This is a genomic window from Streptomyces sp. 1331.2 (genome assembly GCF_900199205.1).
In the GTDB taxonomy this organism is placed as follows: domain Bacteria; phylum Actinomycetota; class Actinomycetes; order Streptomycetales; family Streptomycetaceae; genus Kitasatospora.
The window spans coordinates 1,451,980-1,469,278 of record NZ_OBMJ01000001.1 but is presented as its reverse complement, the minus strand read 5'-3'; the positions used below and the strand labels follow the sequence as shown (position 1 = coordinate 1,469,278).

16 protein-coding genes and 2 pseudogenes are annotated in these 17,299 nt (G+C 73.5%); 14 read left to right on the top strand and 4 right to left on the bottom strand.

The genetic code is table 11. The annotated features are described in order from the left end of the window. Nucleotides 1–138 precede the first annotated feature (138 nt). The 9 genes and pseudogenes from CRP52_RS06270 (at nucleotide 139) to CRP52_RS06230 (ending at nucleotide 8,226) form a co-directional block, all read left to right on the top strand. Nucleotides 139–897 carry an alpha/beta fold hydrolase gene (locus CRP52_RS06270; protein WP_097235480.1) on the top strand — a complete coding sequence of 253 codons (759 nt, stop codon included), beginning with the start codon at nucleotides 139–141 and terminating at the stop codon, nucleotides 895–897. 417 nt (nucleotides 898–1,314) lie between these two features. Further along, nucleotides 1,315–2,286 (top strand): urea transporter, encoded by a 972-nt coding sequence (locus CRP52_RS06265; RefSeq protein WP_097235479.1) that lies wholly within the window; start codon nucleotides 1,315–1,317, stop codon nucleotides 2,284–2,286. A 58-nt stretch (nucleotides 2,287–2,344) separates the two neighbouring features. Beyond that, entirely contained in the window at nucleotides 2,345–2,650 is a 306-nt protein-coding gene (locus tag CRP52_RS06260; RefSeq protein ID WP_097235478.1) for an urease subunit gamma, read from the top strand. A 3-nt stretch (nucleotides 2,651–2,653) separates the two neighbouring features. Continuing rightward, the gene (locus CRP52_RS06255) at nucleotides 2,654–3,544 is read left to right on the top strand and encodes a sirohydrochlorin chelatase (RefSeq protein ID WP_097235477.1); all 891 of its coding nucleotides are present in this window, start codon (nucleotides 2,654–2,656) and stop codon (nucleotides 3,542–3,544) included. A gap of 23 nt (nucleotides 3,545–3,567) precedes the next feature. Next, nucleotides 3,568–4,005 carry an urease subunit beta gene (locus tag CRP52_RS06250; RefSeq protein WP_097235476.1) on the top strand — a complete coding sequence of 146 codons (438 nt, stop codon included), beginning with the start codon at nucleotides 3,568–3,570 and terminating at the stop codon, nucleotides 4,003–4,005. Continuing rightward, nucleotides 4,005–5,729 carry an urease subunit alpha gene (gene ureC, locus CRP52_RS06245; protein WP_097235475.1) on the top strand — a complete coding sequence of 575 codons (1,725 nt, stop codon included), beginning with the start codon at nucleotides 4,005–4,007 and terminating at the stop codon, nucleotides 5,727–5,729. The genes CRP52_RS06250 and ureC overlap by 1 nt, the downstream gene beginning before the upstream one ends. After that, nucleotides 5,726–6,463 carry an urease accessory protein UreF gene (locus CRP52_RS06240; protein ID WP_097235474.1) on the top strand — a complete coding sequence of 246 codons (738 nt, stop codon included), beginning with the start codon at nucleotides 5,726–5,728 and terminating at the stop codon, nucleotides 6,461–6,463. Before ureC ends, CRP52_RS06240 begins: the two co-directional genes overlap by 4 nt. 124 nt (nucleotides 6,464–6,587) lie before the next feature. Continuing rightward, nucleotides 6,588–7,207 (top strand): annotated as a pseudogene (gene ureG / locus CRP52_RS06235) (urease accessory protein UreG). A 71-nt stretch (nucleotides 7,208–7,278) separates the two neighbouring features. After that, the gene (locus tag CRP52_RS06230) at nucleotides 7,279–8,226 is read left to right on the top strand and encodes an urease accessory protein UreD (RefSeq protein WP_097239879.1); all 948 of its coding nucleotides are present in this window, start codon (nucleotides 7,279–7,281) and stop codon (nucleotides 8,224–8,226) included. A 140-nt stretch (nucleotides 8,227–8,366) separates the two neighbouring features. On the opposite strand, the gene CRP52_RS06225 is transcribed toward CRP52_RS06230, so the two are convergent. After that, a complete protein-coding gene (locus CRP52_RS06225) occupies nucleotides 8,367–8,831 on the bottom strand; it encodes a protein-tyrosine phosphatase family protein (protein WP_097235473.1) in 465 nt (154 codons plus the stop codon). A 102-nt stretch (nucleotides 8,832–8,933) separates the two neighbouring features. Then, complete coding sequence (locus tag CRP52_RS40380) at nucleotides 8,934–10,412, bottom strand: helix-turn-helix transcriptional regulator (protein WP_097235472.1); 1,479 nt, start codon at nucleotides 10,410–10,412, stop codon at nucleotides 8,934–8,936. A gap of 148 nt (nucleotides 10,413–10,560) precedes the next feature. Here CRP52_RS40380 and CRP52_RS06215 point away from each other — a divergent pair, with 148 nt between their 5' ends. The 5 genes and pseudogenes from CRP52_RS06215 to CRP52_RS06190 form a co-directional block, all read left to right on the top strand. Further along, nucleotides 10,561–11,487, top strand: a complete 927-nt coding sequence (locus tag CRP52_RS06215) for an NADP-dependent oxidoreductase (RefSeq protein ID WP_097235471.1) — start codon at nucleotides 10,561–10,563, stop codon at nucleotides 11,485–11,487. Nucleotides 11,488–11,744: 257 nt separating this feature from the next. Then, nucleotides 11,745–12,536: an SDR family NAD(P)-dependent oxidoreductase gene (locus CRP52_RS06210; protein ID WP_097235470.1), complete on the top strand. Its 792-nt coding sequence runs from the start codon at nucleotides 11,745–11,747 to the stop codon at nucleotides 12,534–12,536. 93 nt (nucleotides 12,537–12,629) lie between these two features. Further along, the gene (locus tag CRP52_RS06205) at nucleotides 12,630–13,199 is read left to right on the top strand and encodes a 3'-5' exonuclease (protein WP_097235469.1); all 570 of its coding nucleotides are present in this window, start codon (nucleotides 12,630–12,632) and stop codon (nucleotides 13,197–13,199) included. 962 nt (nucleotides 13,200–14,161) lie between these two features. Further along, nucleotides 14,162–14,941 carry a GNAT family N-acetyltransferase gene (locus tag CRP52_RS06195; RefSeq protein ID WP_097235467.1) on the top strand — a complete coding sequence of 260 codons (780 nt, stop codon included), beginning with the start codon at nucleotides 14,162–14,164 and terminating at the stop codon, nucleotides 14,939–14,941. A gap of 211 nt (nucleotides 14,942–15,152) precedes the next feature. Then, nucleotides 15,153–15,444: pseudogene (locus CRP52_RS06190) on the top strand (zinc ribbon domain-containing protein); the annotation flags it as partial. A gap of 137 nt (nucleotides 15,445–15,581) precedes the next feature. On the opposite strand, the gene CRP52_RS06185 reads toward CRP52_RS06190, so the two are convergent. Both CRP52_RS06185 and CRP52_RS41025 read right to left on the bottom strand, forming a co-directional pair. Then, nucleotides 15,582–16,250, bottom strand: coding sequence for an ABC transporter ATP-binding protein (locus tag CRP52_RS06185; protein ID WP_097235466.1), 669 nt, complete (start codon nucleotides 16,248–16,250; stop codon nucleotides 15,582–15,584). Further along, nucleotides 16,250–17,005, bottom strand: coding sequence for an ABC transporter ATP-binding protein (locus CRP52_RS41025; protein ID WP_179852696.1), 756 nt, complete (start codon nucleotides 17,003–17,005; stop codon nucleotides 16,250–16,252). The genes CRP52_RS06185 and CRP52_RS41025 overlap by 1 nt, the downstream gene beginning before the upstream one ends. Nucleotides 17,006–17,299 lie beyond the last annotated feature (294 nt).

Below are 17,299 nucleotides of genomic sequence, written 5' to 3'. Positions count from 1 at the left end.
GCGCTTACTCCGCCCCGAGCCCGATCCGTTCACCCGGTGCTACGGGCGGAGCGGACAGGGAGGATCGCCGAGGCGGTGATCAGGGGGCGAGGGGTAATCGGGTGGGGGAGCGGTGATGGGATGAGTACGATCCCCCGGATGATCCTTTCTCATGACGTATCAGGCAGCGGACCCGCCGTCGTGCTGCTGCACTCCGCGGTGTGCGACCGGCGGATGTGGGACGCGCAGTGGCAGCAGCTGGTGGACGCCGGGTACCGGGTGGTCCGGTGTGACTTCCGGGGGTTCGGCGACTCGCCGCTCGCGGACGCCCCGTACAGCGACGCCGGGGACGTGCTGGCGCTGCTCGACCACCTGGGCATCGAGTCCGCGGCGCTGGTCGGCTCCTCCCACGGCGGGCGGATCGCGCTGACGGTGGCCGCGCTGCGGCCCGGGGCCGTCACCGCGCTGGCCCTGCTCTGTCCGGGCATCCCCGGGCACCGGCCCAGTGAGTCGCTGCGCGCGTTCGGGGCGCGCGAGGACGCGCTGATCGAGGCCGGCGACATCGACGCGGCCGTGGAACTGAACGTCGAGACCTGGCTGGGGCCGGAGGCCGACGAGGAGACCCGGGCGAGCGTCCGGACGATGCAGCGGCACGCCTTCGACGTGCAGATGGAGGCGACGGTCGGCCCGAACCGGGAGGACGTCGACCTCTCCCTGATCACGGCCCCCACCCTGGCCGTGGGCGGCGCGCACGATGTGCCGGACTTCCGCGGGATCGCCGCCGAGCTCCCCACCCGCCTCCCGAACGCCCGGCACCTCGAACTGCCCTGGGCCGGCCACCTGCCGAACCTGGAGCGGCCGGAGGAGACCACCGCGCTGGTGCTGGAGTTCCTGAAGGAGGCCGCGCCGGTCGGTTAGTCGGCCGGCGGGTCGGCGGTCGTCCGGGCACGTTGCGGGGAGTGGGAAGTCGGATCGGCCGACTTCCCACTCCCTGCACATTTCCGCCACATGTGTCCCCTGTTTCACGTCCTCCCCGTCGCCGGCCTGTCCGAATTGCCGGGCGACGGCGACTTTGCGATGAAATCATTGGCATGAGCACATTCTGTGCGTCGTCATGCATCAGTAAAACTTCGCAAAGAATTTCTCCCTTCAACGAACTCGATGCGCCTCTGATTCAACAGAATGTTGCAGCTCAGGGCCATGATGGTGACTCTTCGTCGATTTGGTGTGACTCGGTGTTCCCGTTCACCTCCGCAATTCGCAGGAGTACGGTTCCGGAGGAATCGCCCGGGGCTGCTTCCCAGTACCCGGCCGTACCGGAAATTGGTGCGAAGCATGGGTCAGGAAAACGGTGGGGAGAACGGCGCGGCAGCCGGTCGTCCGATATCCGTGAAGTTGGTCGTCGCAGTCCTGCGCAGCGTCGCACAGGTCGATTTCATGCCCTCCGCCGCGTGCGGACTCCTCTTCGTGGCCGCACTGTTCGCCGGAGGCCTGCAGTACGGCCTCTACGGTCTGCTCGGCAGCGCCGTCTCCACCGCCGTCGCGTACGGGCTGGGGCTCCACCGGGGCGCGGTCGAGGCCGGCCTGCACGGGTACAACGGGTGCCTGGTGGCGCTCGGTTGCGCGGTGTTCCTCGGCGCCGGACAGCCGGCCACGGTCGCGGTGGCGGTCCTCGGGGCCGCCGTCGCCGTGGTGGTGACGGCGGGGCTCGGGGCGGTGCTGCAGAAGTGGCGGCTGCCGACCCTGACCGCGCCGTTCTGCCTGGTCGCGACGGCCGTCACGGTCGCCGCCCCCGGCTTCCGGAGGCTGTGGCACAGCGCGGGGCAGCCCGCCGCCCTGCCCCTACCGGCCGTCGGGGAGAGTGCGCCGAGCTGGGAACAGCTCTGGCACGGCTTCTTCGCGAACATCGGTCAGATCTTCTTCCTGCCCCAGTGGTACGTGGGCCTGCTGTTCCTGGCCGGCCTGTTCGTGGCGAGCCGCCTCGCGGGCCTGGTGGCCGGGGCGGGCAGTGCCACCGGACTGCTCACCGCCTGGACGTTCGGCGCGCCCGTGGAGGCGGTGGAGCAGGGGCTGCTCGGCTACAGCGGGGTGCTGGTGGCCCTCGCGCTGTGCGGGGTGTTCGTCGTCCCCAGCATCTGGAGCGCGGCCTACGCGGTGCTCGGCGCGGCCGCTGCCACCGTGCTGACCCCGGCGCTCACGGCGATCTCCGCGCCCTTCGGCGGCCACGCCTTCACCTGGCCGTTCGTGCTGACCACGATGCTGTTCCTGGCGGCGGTACCGGCCGTTCCCCGCCTGCGCCGGATCTGATTGTCCGTCCAACTCTCTTGCATTTCATTGGATTCCTCGGAAAGGAAGAGTGATTCCCGTGAATCTCTCGCCGCGCGAGATGGACAAGCTGTACATCTACGTCGTGGCCGATCTGGCCCGCAAACGCCGCGACCGGGGCGTCAAGCTGAACTACAGCGAGGCCTGCGCACTGATCAGCGAGGCGATCATGGAGGGCGCCCGGGACGGTCGCACCGTCGCCGAGTGCATGGAGATCGGCAAGCAGGTCGTCGGAAGCGCGGACGTCATGCCGGGCGTGCGCGACATGCTGCCGCTGCTCCAGGTCGAGGCCGCGTTCCTGGACGGCACCAAGCTGGTCTCCTGTCACGACCCGGTGGGTGCCTGAGCCATGGCACGACCTCAGGGCGTCGCCGCCACCGGTACCGGCATCACCACCGTGGTGCTGGCCGGCGGGCACGAGAGCGACGGCGCACGGGACTTGGCCGCGCTGGTCGCGGCCGACCCGACGGCCACCGCGACGGCCGAGGGCACCACGGCCGCCGGTCTGGTCGTGCACGCAGCCGCCCCGGCGGGCCGGCAACTCACCGACGCCGTGCGATCCGCGCTGGCCGTGGGCGAGGGCCCGGTGTGCGTCGTCCCCATGACGCTCGGCCGCGACCCCAAGCTGGTGGCCGAAACCGCCCGGGCACTGCGCTGGCTGGCTGCCGGGGACGGCCGCGGCCGCCTCGCCCTGACCGCGCCCTTCGGCGCCGCCGAACACCTCATCGGCTGGCTGCGGGCCGCCGCTGCCACCGCCCCTGACGGCGCGGTGCTGGTCACCGCACCGGCGGCCGGCCCCTTCGAGGACGCCGAGCTGTTCCGGATCGCCCGGCTGGTCCGCCAGTACGGGCGGCACCGCTGGGTGGAGGTGGCCTTCGAGGGCGGCGACCCCGACCCGGCCGAGGGCGCCGAACGCTGCCGCCTGCTCGGTGCGCAGCAGGTGACGGCCGTCCCGGCCTCCTTCGGCCCGGCGCTGCGCGGCGCACCGACCGGCGTACGGGACGGCGGTCCGCTGCTGCGGCCGTCCGCGATCGCCGGGGTGGTCGCGGCCCGGGTGGCGGCGGCGCTGCACCTGCTGGGGCACGGGGAGGACGGCATCACGGCCGGCCTCGACGCCGAGCACGGGCACGGCTACGCCCACAGCCACGGACCGGGCGGAGACCACCACCCGCACCCGCACCCGCAGCCGTCCTTGCACCAACACCAGCACCCCCACCCCCACGCACACACCCCCCACTGAACCGGCAGAGAGGAAGGCCAGCCATGTCTGGTGGCGCCGCATACCTGTACGGCGACGACCCGGTGGAGATCAACGCCGGCCGCGCCAAGGCCACCGTCACGGTCAGCAACACCGGCGACCGGGCGATCCAGGTCGGTTCCCACTACCACTTCTTCGAGGCCAACCGCGCCCTCGACTTCGACCGCAACGCCGCCTTCGGCAAGCACCTGGACATTCCGGCCGGCACCGCAGTGCGCTTCGAGCCCGGCGACACCAAGGACGTCACGCTCGCCGAGTTCGGCGGCCACCGCCGCCTGGTCGGCTTCAGCAACCTGGTGGACGGCGGCACCACCGCGCCCGCCACCCGCGCCCGGGCCATCGACCGGGCCATCGCCCGCGGCTTCAAGGGCACCAACCTCGACCACAAGGAAGACCGGCCCCGGGACTTCCACACGGAGACCCGCCCGGAAGGCGAGCGCTGATGGCCATCCTCTCCCGCAAGCAGTACACCGACCTGTTCGGCCCGACCGTCGGCGACCGCTTCCACCTCGCCGACACCAACCTCGTGGTCGAGGTCGAACAGGACTTCAACCAGGGCCACTACGGCGACGAGGCCGTCTACGGCGGTGGAAAGGGCATCCGCGACGGCATGGCCCAGGACCCGGCCGCCACCTCCGTGCAGGGCGCGCTCGACCTGGTCATCACCAACGTGGTCGTCCTGGACCCGGTGCTCGGCGTCGTCAAGGGCGACATCGGCGTCAAGGACGGCTTCATCACCGCCGTCGGCAAGGCCGGCAACCCGCACACCCAGAGCGGTGTGCACCCGAAGCTGGTGATCGGCCCCGGTACCGAGGCGATCTCCGGCGAGCACCTGATCGCCACCGCCGGCGGCATCGACACCCACATCCACTTCATCTCCCCGCAGCAGGTGCAGGAGGCGCTCAGCAACGGCATCACCACCCTGATCGGCGGCGGCACCGGCCCCTCCGACGGCACCAACGGCACCACCTGCACCCCCGGCCCGTGGAACATCCACCGGATGTACCAGGCGGTCGAGGACCTGCCCGTCAACGTCGGCCTGCTCGGCAAGGGCAACGGCGCGCTGCCCGGCGCACTGCGCGAGCAGGTCGAGGCGGGCGTGTGCGGCCTCAAGGTGCACGAGGACTGGGGCAGCACCCCGGCCGCGATCGACAGCGCGCTGGGCGTCGCCGACGAGTACGACGTCCAGGTGGCCATCCACACGGACACCCTCAACGAGTCCGGCTACTTCGAGGACACCCTGTCCGCGATCGACGGCCGCACCATCCACACCTTCCACACCGAGGGCGCGGGCGGCGGCCACGCCCCCGACATCATGCGGATCGCCGGCGAGCCCAACGTCCTGCCCTCCTCCACCAATCCGACGCTGCCCTACACCGTCAACTCGGTGGACGAACTGCTCGACATGGTGATGGTCTGCCACCACCTCAGCCACGACATCCCCGAGGACGTCTCCTTCGCCGACTCCCGGGTGCGCGCCGAGACCATCGCCGCCGAGACCGTGCTGCACGACGAGGGCGTCATCTCGATCTTCTCCTCCGACTCGCAGGCGATGGGCCGGATCGGGGAGACCTTCACCCTCGCCTTCCAGACCGCCCACCACTGCAAGGACCGGCGCGGCAAGCTGGCCGGGGACAGCGAACGGCACGACAACGTCCGGGTGCTGCGCTACCTCGCCAAACTCACCATCAACCCGGCCGTCGCCTCCGGCACCGCCGACCACATCGGCTCGCTGGAACCCGGCAAGCTCGCCGACATCGTGCTCTGGCCGATCAACTCCTTCGCCGCCAAGCCCAAGATGGTGATCAAGGGCGGGGTGATCAACTGGGCGCTGATGGGCGACCCGAACGCCTCGCTGCCCACCCCGCAACCGGTCTACTACCGCCCGATGTTCGGCGCGTACGGCCGGGCCCGGCAGGCGACCCGGGTCTCCTTCATGTCCCAGGCCGCGGTGGACCTCGGAGTCCCGGCCCAACTGGGCCTGGAAAGCCGGGTGTTGCCGGTGCGACGGTGCCGCTCGGTCGGCAAGCAGCACATGGTGCGCAACGACGCGCTGCCGAAGATCGCGGTCGACCCGGAGACCTACAAGGTCACCCTGGACGGCGAGCCCGCCACCATCGAGCCGGCCCGCGAACTGCCGCTCAACCACCTGTTCTACCTCGCGTGACCGGCACCGGCACCGGCACCGCCGCTGACGCAGGCGTGGGCACCGACGACGGGTTGGACGCGCTGCTGGTCTGCCTCCAACTGAGCGACTCCGCCTTCCCCAGCGGCTTCTACACCCTCTCGCACGGCCTGGAGGGCTACGCCCAGGCCAAGGCCGTCACCCCCGACACCATGCCCGCACTGCTCACCGACCTGCTGCGGCACGGCGTCGGACCGTCCGACGCCACCGCGCTCGTCCTCGCCCACCGGGCCGCCACGGCGGGCGACTGGGAGCTGCTGGCCGAGACCGACCGGCGGCTGCACGCCACCCGGCTCAACCGCGAGCTGCGACTGGCCGCCACCAGGACCGGACGCCAACTCCTGGACATCGCAAGGGAGTCGGTGGGCGGCGAGGCCCTGGAGCAGTACGCGGCGCTGGTCGCGGACAAGCGCGCCCCCGGCTGCCAGGCGGTGGCCGCCGGGGTGGCCTACGCCTCGGCCGCCGTGCCCGTCGAACAGGCCGTCACCGGCGACCTGTTCGCGTTCTGCACGAGCTTCGTCGGTGCCGCCCTGCGCCTGCGGCTCACCGACCACCGCCGGGCACAGGTGGTGCTGCGGGCGGCCGCCCCAGTGATCCGGGAGGTCGTCGCGGCCGCTCTGGTACGGGACTTGGCGGATCTCGGCGGCTGCGTGCCGGTCGCCGACGCGATGTCCGGACGACACGAGCGGGCCGAGGCCCGGCTGTTCGCGAGCTGACCACGCCCGCGAGTCGACCACACCCACGAGCTGAACACACCCATGAGCTGAACACACCCACGAGCTGACCACACCCACGAGCTGACCAGACCCACGAGTGAACGAGACCAGTGGAGGAGACCCCATGACCGAGAACGTGCTCCGGGTGGGCATCGGCGGGCCGGTGGGATCCGGCAAGACGGCGCTGATCGAGGCGCTCGTCCCGGTACTGATCGCGCGCGGCCACCGCCCGCGGTCATCACCAACGACATCTACACCCAGGAGGACGCCGAGCACGTGCGCCGCACCCTCGCCGGGGTGCTGGATCCGGAACGGGTGGTCGGCGTGGAGACCGGCGCCTGTCCGCACACCGCCGTCCGCGACGACCCGACGATGAACCTCGCGGCCGGCGCCGAGATGCTGGAGCGCTTCCCGGACGTCGACACCCTGCTGTTCGAGTCCGGCGGCGACAACCTCACGCTGACCTTCAGCCCGGTGCTGGTGGACCTGTTCCTGTTCGTCCTCGACACCGCCGAGGGCGAGAAGATGCCCCGCAAGCGCGGCCCGGGCATCACCGAGTCGGACCTGCTGGTCATCAACAAGATCGACATCGCCCAGTACGTCCGCGCCGACCTCGGCATCATGGAGTCCGACGCCCACCGGGTGCGCGAGGGCGGGCCGGTGGTGCTCACCAACTGCCTGACGGGGGAAGGGCTGGAGGAGATCGCCGCCTTCCTGGAGACCTTCCGCAAGGTTCCGGCGTGACGGCCGCCTCCGAGGTCGTGACGGCCGCCCCCGAAACGGAGGAGGCCGTCCGGGCCGTCGCACCGGAGGCGGTGCCCCGGCTCGACCCGCGGCACTACGAACCGGCCCGCGTCCCGTACGAGGTCCGCCGGCACGCCGGGACGCCCGACACCCTCGCGGTCGGGCGCCCCGGCAAGGTCGGGCTGCTGGAACTGGCCTTCGACAAGGTCGGCAGGCGCACCGAACTCACCGGCCACTACCAGAAGTCGCCGCTGCAGATCATGCGCCCGCTGTACTTCGACCCGGCCCGCCCCGACCTCGCCGTCACCTTCCTGCTGTCCACCGGCGGCGGCATCCTGCAGGCCGACCGGCTGCGGACGGACGTGCGCTGCGGCGCCGACACGGCGGTCCACCTCACCACCCAGGCGGCCACCAAGGTCTACCGGATGGAGTTCGACTACGCGACACAGCTCCTCCACCTGGACGCCGGCCCCGGCGCCTACGTCGAGTACCTGCCCGAGCCGGTGATCCCCTTCGTGGACTCCCGGTTCTACCAGCGCACCGTCCTGACCGTCGACCCGGGCGCGACGGTCCTGCTCGGCGAGACCGTCCTGGCCGGCCGCCTCGCCCGCGGCGAGCGCAACGCCTACCGGGTGTTCGCCTCGGACCTCGAAGTGCGGCGCCCGGACGGCGAGTTGGTGGCGGTCGACACCGTACGGCTGGAGCCCCCCGGCCCCGGTGGGGGAGTGGGCGGCGCCGGGGTCACCGGCCCGGCCGTCCTCGCCGGACACGACGTGATGTCCAGCCTGTACGTCCTCAGCCCGCTCGCCCCGGCCGCCCGGATCGCCGACGCCCTGCACGACGCCCTGGCCGACCGCGGCCTGCTCCACGGCGTCAGCGTGCTCCCGCAGGACAGTGGCGCCTGGCTGCGCCTGCTCGGCTCCGACACCCGCGCCTGCGCGGCCGCCCTCCGCGCGGCCTGGGACGCGGTACGACGGCTGCTGATCGGCGCCCCGGCACCGGACCTGCGCAAGACCTGAGGCCCGCCGGCGCTACGCCGGGCGGCTGTCCGTGATGTCTGCGCACCTCAGGGGCGCGGCTGGTGCGGCGGGTCCTCCGAGTCTGCCCACCCACGGAGCCGGGCTGGCGTCCACCGCCCACCGCTTCCTACGCATCGGGGTCAGGCCGGGCGTTCGACGAACTTCCGTTGCCAGGGCGTCTCGACGGCGTGCCGGCTGTAGTGCTCCCGCACGTAGGCGACCGCCTCGGTGGCCGGGACGCCGTCCAGGACGGCGATGCAGGCGAGGGCGGTGCCCGTGCGGCCGCGGCCGCCGGCGCAGGCGAGTTCGACGCGTTCGGTCGCGCAGCGCCGCCAGGCCTCGCGGAAGGCGTCGGCGGCGTCCGCGCGGTCGGCGGGCAGCCGGAAGTCAGGCCAGCGCACCCAGCGGTGTTCCCAGTCGAGGCCCTTGGGCGGTCGGCCCAGCAGGTAGAGGCCGAAGTCGGGCCGGGGGCCGGCGGGCAGCGGGCGGGTGAGGCCGCGTCCGCGCAGCAGGCGGCCGGAGGGCAGCCGCAGGATGCCGGGGGCGGTGGGATCCCAGGTGCCCGGTCGGTCGGTGGTGGCGGCGGCTCCGGGGGGTTCGGCCATGTCGCCTGTCTCCAGGGGAGTTGTGGAGGGGGTGGGTGGTGCGGCGGCGGCCGGCGAGGGGCCGCGGGCTCAGGACGCCACGTGTTCAAGGACGCCACGTGTTCAGGACGCCACGTGCAGCCCCACCGTGCCGGCGGGCATCCCCGCGCGGTGTGCCAGGGCCGCCGCCTCGCCGCGCGAGGCCACGCCCAGCTTGGCCAGGATGTTGGCGACGTGGAACTTCACCGTCGACTCGCTGATGTGCAGCGCCGCCGCGATGTCACGGTTGCGGCGGCCCTGGGCGAGCTGGTCGAGGACTTCCGACTCCCGCGGTTGGAGGCCGTCCAGCGGGTCGGTGGCGAGGGCGGGCTCGGGCAGGGCGAGCGGCAGGTCGACCGTCACCGTGGTGCCCCAGCCGGGGACGGCCTCGACGGTGCAGCGGCCGCCGAGGGCGGTGATCCGGTCCGCGGTGCGGTGGACGGCGAGGGCGTCGACGGCCAGCACGCCCAGGCCGTCACCGCGGACCACCGCCCGCAGCGCGTCCTCCGGGGTGAACCGCCAACTCACGTGCAGGCGGGTCGGCTTCTCCTGCTCCAGCATCAGCAGCACGGCCACCCGGACGGCATCGCGGGCGGTGTGCGCGGCATCGGCCGGGACGGAGCGGGCGGACTCGGCGGGCGGCGCCGCGTCCAGCCGGACCCGGGTGTGCCGCAGCAGCGGGCGCAACTCCCGTACGAGCCGGGCGAACGCGGCGTCGGCGGGCTCCTCGCTGAGCGTACGGTCCAGCTCGGCGCCCTGGCGCAGGTCGAGCAGGGCCGTGACGGCCAGCTCGGTGGCGCTGCGGCGCGCGGCGGCGTCGTCCAGGTCGGCCGAGCGCAGCGGCGCCAGGATCGCGCTGAGCGCGGCGCTGTGCGTGCCGGTGAACTCGGCGATCGCCCGGGCGCGGGCGTTGGCGGAGGCGCGGGAGGCCGCCGCGTGCTTGGGCGCGGCGTCGGTGGCGCGGTGGTCGGAGTGGGCGATGACCAGCTCCCAGAGCTGCTGCAGCACGGCGAGCGCCCCCGGCGCCACGGAGGCGGCGTCCGCCCGGACGAGGACGAGGACGGCGCCGTTGGCGAGGCTGTGCGGTGTGGTGGTGTCGATCGGTGCGTCGGTGGCGGCCGGTGCGGCGCCTCCCGATGGGGCCGAGACGACCACCACCGGCCGGGTGCGGCCGGCGAGGTCGGCCTCGCCCTGCCAGGGGCGGCCGGTCGCGGTGGTCGCGGTGGCGTGCGCGGCCAGCCGGGACAGCTCCAGGCCGCTGATGCCGTCGACCAGCTCGGGCAGGCCGTGGGAGTGCGTGGGGGAGAAGGTGCAGACGCCGCTGAGCTGCGCGATCGCCACGTGCGGCACGAGGGTGGCGAGCGTGCGGGAGAGCCGCGGCAGGAGGTCCGGCCGCGGCGTGCGCAGCACCTCCACGGCCAGCGCCAGGGCGTCCTCGGGGCGGGCCCAGGCCTGCCGCCACCGCTCGTCCGCGCTGTCTGCGTCCCTCGTTCCGATCACGCCGCCCCCACCCTCCGCACCCTCCGCACCGTCCGCACCGTCCGCACTGTCCGCCCCGTCCATGCGTCGAGTCTAGTCGGGGCGTGGACGGCCCGGCCTGGCTGTTAGGACAGGTCGAACCGTCCGAAAGGACAGGCGCCCGGGTCATGGCCCCCGAGCCAGGATGGAACCCGTCGGAGGTACCAACTCCACCCAACCCCAAGGAGATTCCATGACCAAGGCGATCGCCTTCAACGAGTACGGCGACCTGGACGTGCTGCGCCCGGCCGACATCGAGCTGCCCGCCCCCGGTCCCGGCCAGGTGCGGGTGGCGGTCCGTGCGGTGGGCGTGAACCCGCTCGACCACAAGGTGCGCAGCGGGGCCATGGTCGACATCTTCCCGGTGACCTTCCCGGCCGTGCCCGGCTACGAGCTGTCCGGCGTGGTGGAGGCCGTCGGCCAGGGCGTCAGCGGTTTCGCGCCCGGCGACGAGGTGTTCGGCGCCGTGATGGGCGGCGCGTACGCCGAGCAGGCGCTGGTGCCCGCCGAACAGCTGGGCCGCAAGCCCGCCTCGCTCGGCTGGGAGGAGGCCGCGGCGATCCCGGTGGCGGCCGAGACCTCCGAGCGGGCCCTCGACGTCCTGGGCGTACAGCCCGGTGAGACCCTGCTGGTGCACGGCGCGGCGGGCGGGGTCGGCACCGTGCTGCTGCAGTTCGCCCGGGCGCGCGGGATCACCGTGATCGGCACCGCGAGCGAGGCCAACCACGACCACCTGCGCGCGCTCGGCGCGATCCCGGTGACGTACGGCGACGGCCTGGCCGAGCGGGTGCGCGCGGTCGCCCCGGGCGGGGTTGACCGGGTGCTGGACGCGGTCGGGCAGGGCGGCGTGCTGCCGCTGTCCGTCGAGCTGGCGGGCAGCGCCGACCGGGTTCTGACCATCGCCGACTTCGTGGGCGCGGAGCAGCACGGCATCCGCTTCACCGGCGGCACCGAGACCGTGCTGTACCACCAGCGCGCCTACGCCACCGCGCTCGCCCTGCACGAGGCCGGCACCCTGCGGCTGCCGCTGCACCGGGTGCTGCCGCTGGCGGAGGCGGCCGAGGCGCAGCGGATCAGCGAGGGCGGGCACCTGCGCGGCAAGGTGGTGCTCACCGTCTGACGGCATGGCCGGCCCGGGCCGGCCTGCCTCTCGGCGCCCGGCCCTGCGGCCGCCGGGGTACTGGCCACGGCGGCCACCGGGCGGTGGCGGGGCGCGGCCGCACTCCCGCTCGTACGGGCCAACGAGGTTGGCCCGTACGGCCGTTGCCCCTCCTGACCGGCCCTTCCTCCGGGTGCGTCCCGTCCCGCCGACGCGCCGACGGCAGGATGTCGGCGGAACACCGATCTCCGCCCGACCCGGTCGGTAGAGTCGCGCCCATGGTGACGACGAATGCGGCGGGAAGCCCGGCGACCGGTCGGCTGGCAGGGCGTTCCTGTGTGGTGACGGGCGCAGCCAGCGGCATCGGACGGGCCGTCGCCGAGCGCTTCGTCCGCGAGGGCGCGTCGGTGGTGGCCACCGACATCGACGCCGAGGGGCTGAGTCGCCTCGCCGACCGCTTCCCCGGCGCCGTCAGCACGGTGGTCGGCGACGTGGCCGACGACGCGGACGCCCGCCGGATGATCGATGCCGCCGCCGAACGGCACGGACGGCTGGACGTCCTGGTGGCCAACGCCGGGGTGCTCCCGCTGATGGAGGTCACCGAGGCCACGGCCGAGGACTGGGACCACGTGATGGCCGTGGACGGCCGCGGCATGTTCCTCACCTGCAAGTACGCGATCCAGGCGATGGTCGCCCAGGAACGGCCCGGCGGCTCGATCGTCTGCCTCTCCTCCATCTCCGGCGAGGCCGGCCAGCGCGGCCAAGCCGTCTACGGGCCCGCCAAGTTCGTCGCCTCCGGCCTCACCAAGCACCTCGCGGTGGAGTGGGCCGGGCGCGGCATCCGGGTCAACGCCGTCGCCCCCGGCACCATCACCACCGAGCGCGTCGCCCGCCTGAGCGACGAACCCGGCGGCCCCGAATACCTCGCGGCGATCGAGAAGCTCCACCCGATGGGCCGCCTCGGCGCCCCCGCCGAGGTCGCCGCCGCCGTCCTCTTCCTCGCCTCCGACGACGCCTCCTTCATCACCGGCGCCGTCCTGCCGGTCGACGGCGGCTACTTGGCGCAGTAGGCGGCAACAGCGGGCGGCAGACGGCAGTAGCGGGCAGGGGCGCACGGAAATCCGGGTGACTCGGGGAAGCGGGCATTCCTACACTCACTCCCCATGGCCGCCGACCCGCACCTGCTGAACGTGATCGACGTCGAAGCGACCTGCTGGCAGGGGCAGCCACCGCCCGGGCAGGTCAGCGAGATCATCGAGATCGGACTCACCGTCGTCGACCTGCGCGCGGGTGAACGCCTCGCCAAGCACCGGCTGTTGGTGCGCCCGGCCCGCTCGCAGGTGAGCCCCTTCTGCACGGAGCTGGCCGGGCTGACCCAGGCCGAGGTGGACGGCGGTCTCTCCTTCCGCGAAGCCTGCCGGCAACTGGCGGCCCGGCACCGGGCGGGCTCGATCGCGTGGGCCAGTTGGGGCGACTACGACCGCAACCAGTTCACCCGCCAGTGCCGCCACACGAACACCGCGTACCCCTTCGGCGACCGCCACACCAACGCGAAGGTCGCCTTCACGGCCTCCTACGGCTTGCGCCGACGCCCCGGAATGGCCGAGGCGCTGACCGTCGCCGGCCTCCCCCTGGAAGGCCGCCACCATCGGGGCGACGACGACTCCTGGAACATCGCCGCCCTGGTCCTGGACCTGGCTGCGCGCGGGCACTGGCCGGCCGGCCAGTACTGAAGGCCCGACCTGCGGAATCACCGTGCAGACCCCGCGTCAGGGCCGATCGTCCGACACTTCTCGGGCGGAGAGCAGTTCGAGCAGAAAGGACACCCCGTCCGGCCCGAGACCGGCCGTGACCGTCCGCCGGGTGAGGGCGAGTGCGGCGTCCAGGACAGAGGTGTCCAGGCCACGGGCCGGGCGGCCCGGCGGTCTTCGACACCGCCCTGCTCGACCTGTTTTGGACCACCGTGCACGGCTGGGGTCCACGCCCTGGCACGCGCCCCCGCCGAGGGCATCAGCGGCGCCGAACTCGGCTAGTACGCCGAGCGGTTGCCACGCCTGTTGCCCCCCCGGTGATCGAGGACTTCGCCGGCCGCGCGGACGACCGCCACCACCGGGCGACCGCAGCAGCGGGTCCGCGCCGGCATCGCGTACGGTGCCCAGGGCCCGGAGCGTCCCGGCGTGCGGGGCGAAGGCCTCGGGATCGCCGCTGACCAGGACGGTGCCCTCGGGTCGACCGATGGTCGGGGTGGGGGTGAGGATCGCGGCGTCGAGGAGGCGGACGGCCCCGGGCTTCGGGGGCGGCGGCGTTCGCCCGCGCGTCGTCCGGTGCGATCGAGGCGGCGTTGACGACGGTGCGGCCGGGCAGGCCGGGCCAGAGGGCGACCAGCGCGACCCGGGCGGCGGCCTGCCCCCGGGGCAGCGCCGGCCCGGCCCGACCTGCCCGGAACTGCTCGCGGGCCTGGCCGTGGAGCGTGCCCGGACCACCCGGCGGATCGACGAACTCGCCGCCGCCCGGGACTTGGTGGACGCCGTCATGGACGCGGAGGCTCCGAGCGAGGTGATCCGCGCCGGCCGGCCGGGGGAGCGGTCTGCTGGCCGGTCTCGCGGCTGGTCTCGCGGCCGGTCGTCGGGTGCGCCGGAGCCGGTCGGACGGATAACGGGTGGCGCGCGCTCCCGGGCCGTGCTGGAGTGAGCGGATGGATCATGACGACGTGCTCGCCCTGTTCGACGACCGGATCCGGCGCAACGCGGCGCCGGGCGACCCCGGCGTCCGCGTCGAGCGGGACGGTGCGGTGGTGCGGCAGGTGGGTGGAGAGGACTCCTGGAACGGCGTGGTGTGGTCCGGCCTGGACGAGGCCGGGGCCGACGCGGCGATCGCGGCGCAGGTGCGGCACTTCGCGGCGCTGGGCCTGGAGTTCGAGTGGAAGGCGTACTCCCACGACCGCCCCGCCGACCTCGGGGAGCGGCTGCTGGCGGCCGGCTTCACGGCCGAGCCCGCCGAGGCGCTGATGATCGCCCGGATCGAGGACCTGCCCACCGACGTGGTCCTGCCCGAGGGCGTCCGACTGCAGCCGGTGACCGACGAGGCCGGTGTGGACCTGCTGATGGAAGCCCACGAACAGGCCTTCGGCCGGGAACTGCCGCGCCTGCGCGAGCGGATCCTCGACCACCTCCGGCACGGCACCGACACGGTCAGCATGGTCGTCGCGATGGCCGGTGACCGCCCGATCTCCGGGGCCCGGATGGAACTGAACCCGGGCACCGGATTCGCCGGCCTCTGGGGCGGCGGCACCGCACCCGACTGGCGCGGCCGGGGTATCTACCGGGCCCTCGTCGCCCACCGGGCGCGCCTCGCCGCCGACCTCGGCTACCAGTACCTGCAGGTCGACGCGAGCGACCAGAGCCGCCCCATCCTCCAGCGCCTCGGCTTCGCCTGGGTGAGCACCACGACGCCCTACCTGCGCGGCCCGGCCTGACACCCGGGGGCTGCCCTCCGCCCTCGGCCCTTTCCCGCTCTGCCCCTCTGCCCCCTGCCGATCGGCAGGGGGCAGAGAGGCGTTGCCGCTCAGGTTGTGCCGTTCGGTACATGTGCGGGGAGGGGTGCCAGGGTCAGGGTTGAGGCACAGCGAACGGGGGTCGTCCGGGCCCCCGGGAAGGGAGCCGCACCATGATCCGCCCCCGTCACCCGGCGCTGCGGCCAAGGCCGGGCTGAACAAGAGCATCCTGGACGCGGGTTGGGGGTGTTTCCTGGGCATCCTCGCGAACAAGGCTGAAAGCGCCGGTCGCATCGTGATCCCCGTGGACGCCCGCAACAGTTCCCGCACCTGCCCCCCGCTCAGCGTGCGGGCACATCAGCGCGGACAACCGCCCCAACCGAGCAACCTTCCAATGCGTCAAGTGCGGGCACACCGACAACGCCGACCGCGTGGGCGCACTGAACGTCGCGATCAGGGCCGGGCTGGTCCTTCCCGCCGTGGCCTGGCCACCGACAGGAGAAGCCCCCCGGATTCATCCGGGGGGAGGAGTCACCGTAACGATCGAAACGGAAGGAAAAGGTCAACTGGAAGCAATGGGACGGTAGTCGGGCGGGGGCCGAGAGCCTTCTCGCCTCCCGGGTCACGTCGGCGCGGTCGGCCGGATGGTCATCTCCCCGGGCTCCCCCGAGAAGACCACCTCGCCCCGGTGCAGCACGTGCACCACCGCCGCCCCGGCGAGGGTGGGGGGCAGGGACTGCGCCGAGATCACGACCGTACGGCCGCCGGTGGCGCCGGCCAGCAGGTGGGCGTGCAGCCGGGCGGCGACGGCGGGGGCCAGGCCGCGTTCGGGCTCGTCGAGCAGGAGGAGGGTGGGCTCGGCCACCAAGGCCCGCCCGACGGCGACCAGTTGCTGCTGGCCGCCGGAGAGGGTGCCCGCCCGGCGATTCAGCAGCGCGGTCAACTCGGGGAAAATTTCGAGTACTTCGTCCCGTCCCGGGCCGCCCAGGCCCAGGTTCTCGGCGACGGTCAGCGACCCGAACACCCCGCGCTCGGCAGGCACCAGCGCCAGCCCGCGCCGTACCCGCTGGTGCACCGACAGCCCGCCGATGTCCCGGCCCCGCCAGGTCGCCCGGCCGCCCGACAGCGGGACGACCCCGGCGAGGGCGTGCAGCGCGCTCGTCCGCCCGGCGCCGTTGCGGCCGAGCAGGACCGTGACGGCGGCGGAGGGGAACGCCAGGTCGACCCCGTGCAGCGCTTCCAACGGGCCGTACCGGACCCGGGCGGCACGCAGCGCGGCCTCGACGGGCATCAGGCCACCCCTCCCCAGGCCCGGGAGACACGGGGGTCGGCGAGAACGTCGGCGGTCGGACCGGCCGCGACCATCCGGCCCTCGGCCATCGCGTACACGGAGTCGGCGAGTTCGGCGACCAGCTCGGCGTCGTGCTCGACCAGCAGCAAGGCCATGCCGCGCTCGGCGAGCCCCCGCAGCACCGACACCAGCCGGGCCGTCTGCGCGGCGTCGAGCCCTGCCGCCGGCTCGTCCAGCAGCAGCACCCGGGGCCCGCCCGCCAACGCCCGCGCCAGCTCCACCAACCGCAGAACGCCGGTGGGCTGCGCCCCGGCAGGCTCGGCGGCGACCTCCTGCAGCCCGAACAACCGCAGCGCCCGGGTGGTCCGCTCGGCCGCTGCCCGAGAGTCGGCCCGTCCGGGCCGGACGGCCCGCCTGTTCTGCTGCTCGGCACCCACCCGGACGTTGTCGGCCACCGTGAGGGTCGGGAAGACGGCGATCTGCTGGAACGTCCGCGCCAAACCGAGCCGCACCCGCCGATGCGCGGAGAGCCGGGTGACATCCCGCCCGCCGAGCAGCACCCGCCCCGCATCGGGCCGGGCAGTGCCGGCCAGGCAGTCGAACAACGTGCTCTTGCCTGCCCCGTTGGGCCCGATCAACGCGGTGATCCGCCCCGGCAACGCCACCAGATCCACCCCGCCCACCGCCTCGATCCCCCCGTACCGCCGAACGACCCCCCGAGCGGTCAGCCGCGCAGCGCCATGAGCGTCGCTCATGGCCGCCCGCCTTCCGCCTCGCCCGCCGCCCGGCACACCGGCGCGAGTCCGACGGCAGGCGGGAGGAGCCAGGAGGCGTGATGAACCTTCCTCATGGCCGCCCGCCCCACGCCGAGATCACTTCTCACCCCGGACCCCGACGAGCCGATCGGTGCCGCTGGCACTCCCGATGACATGCGCGGTGCTCATGGCTCTCCCTTCGGTGCCGTCCGGCCGGTCGCCGGCCCCGGGAGCACCCGGTCGCGGAAGGGGCCGCTCGGTTGGGTGATGAGTGCCGCTCATCGCGATTCCGCT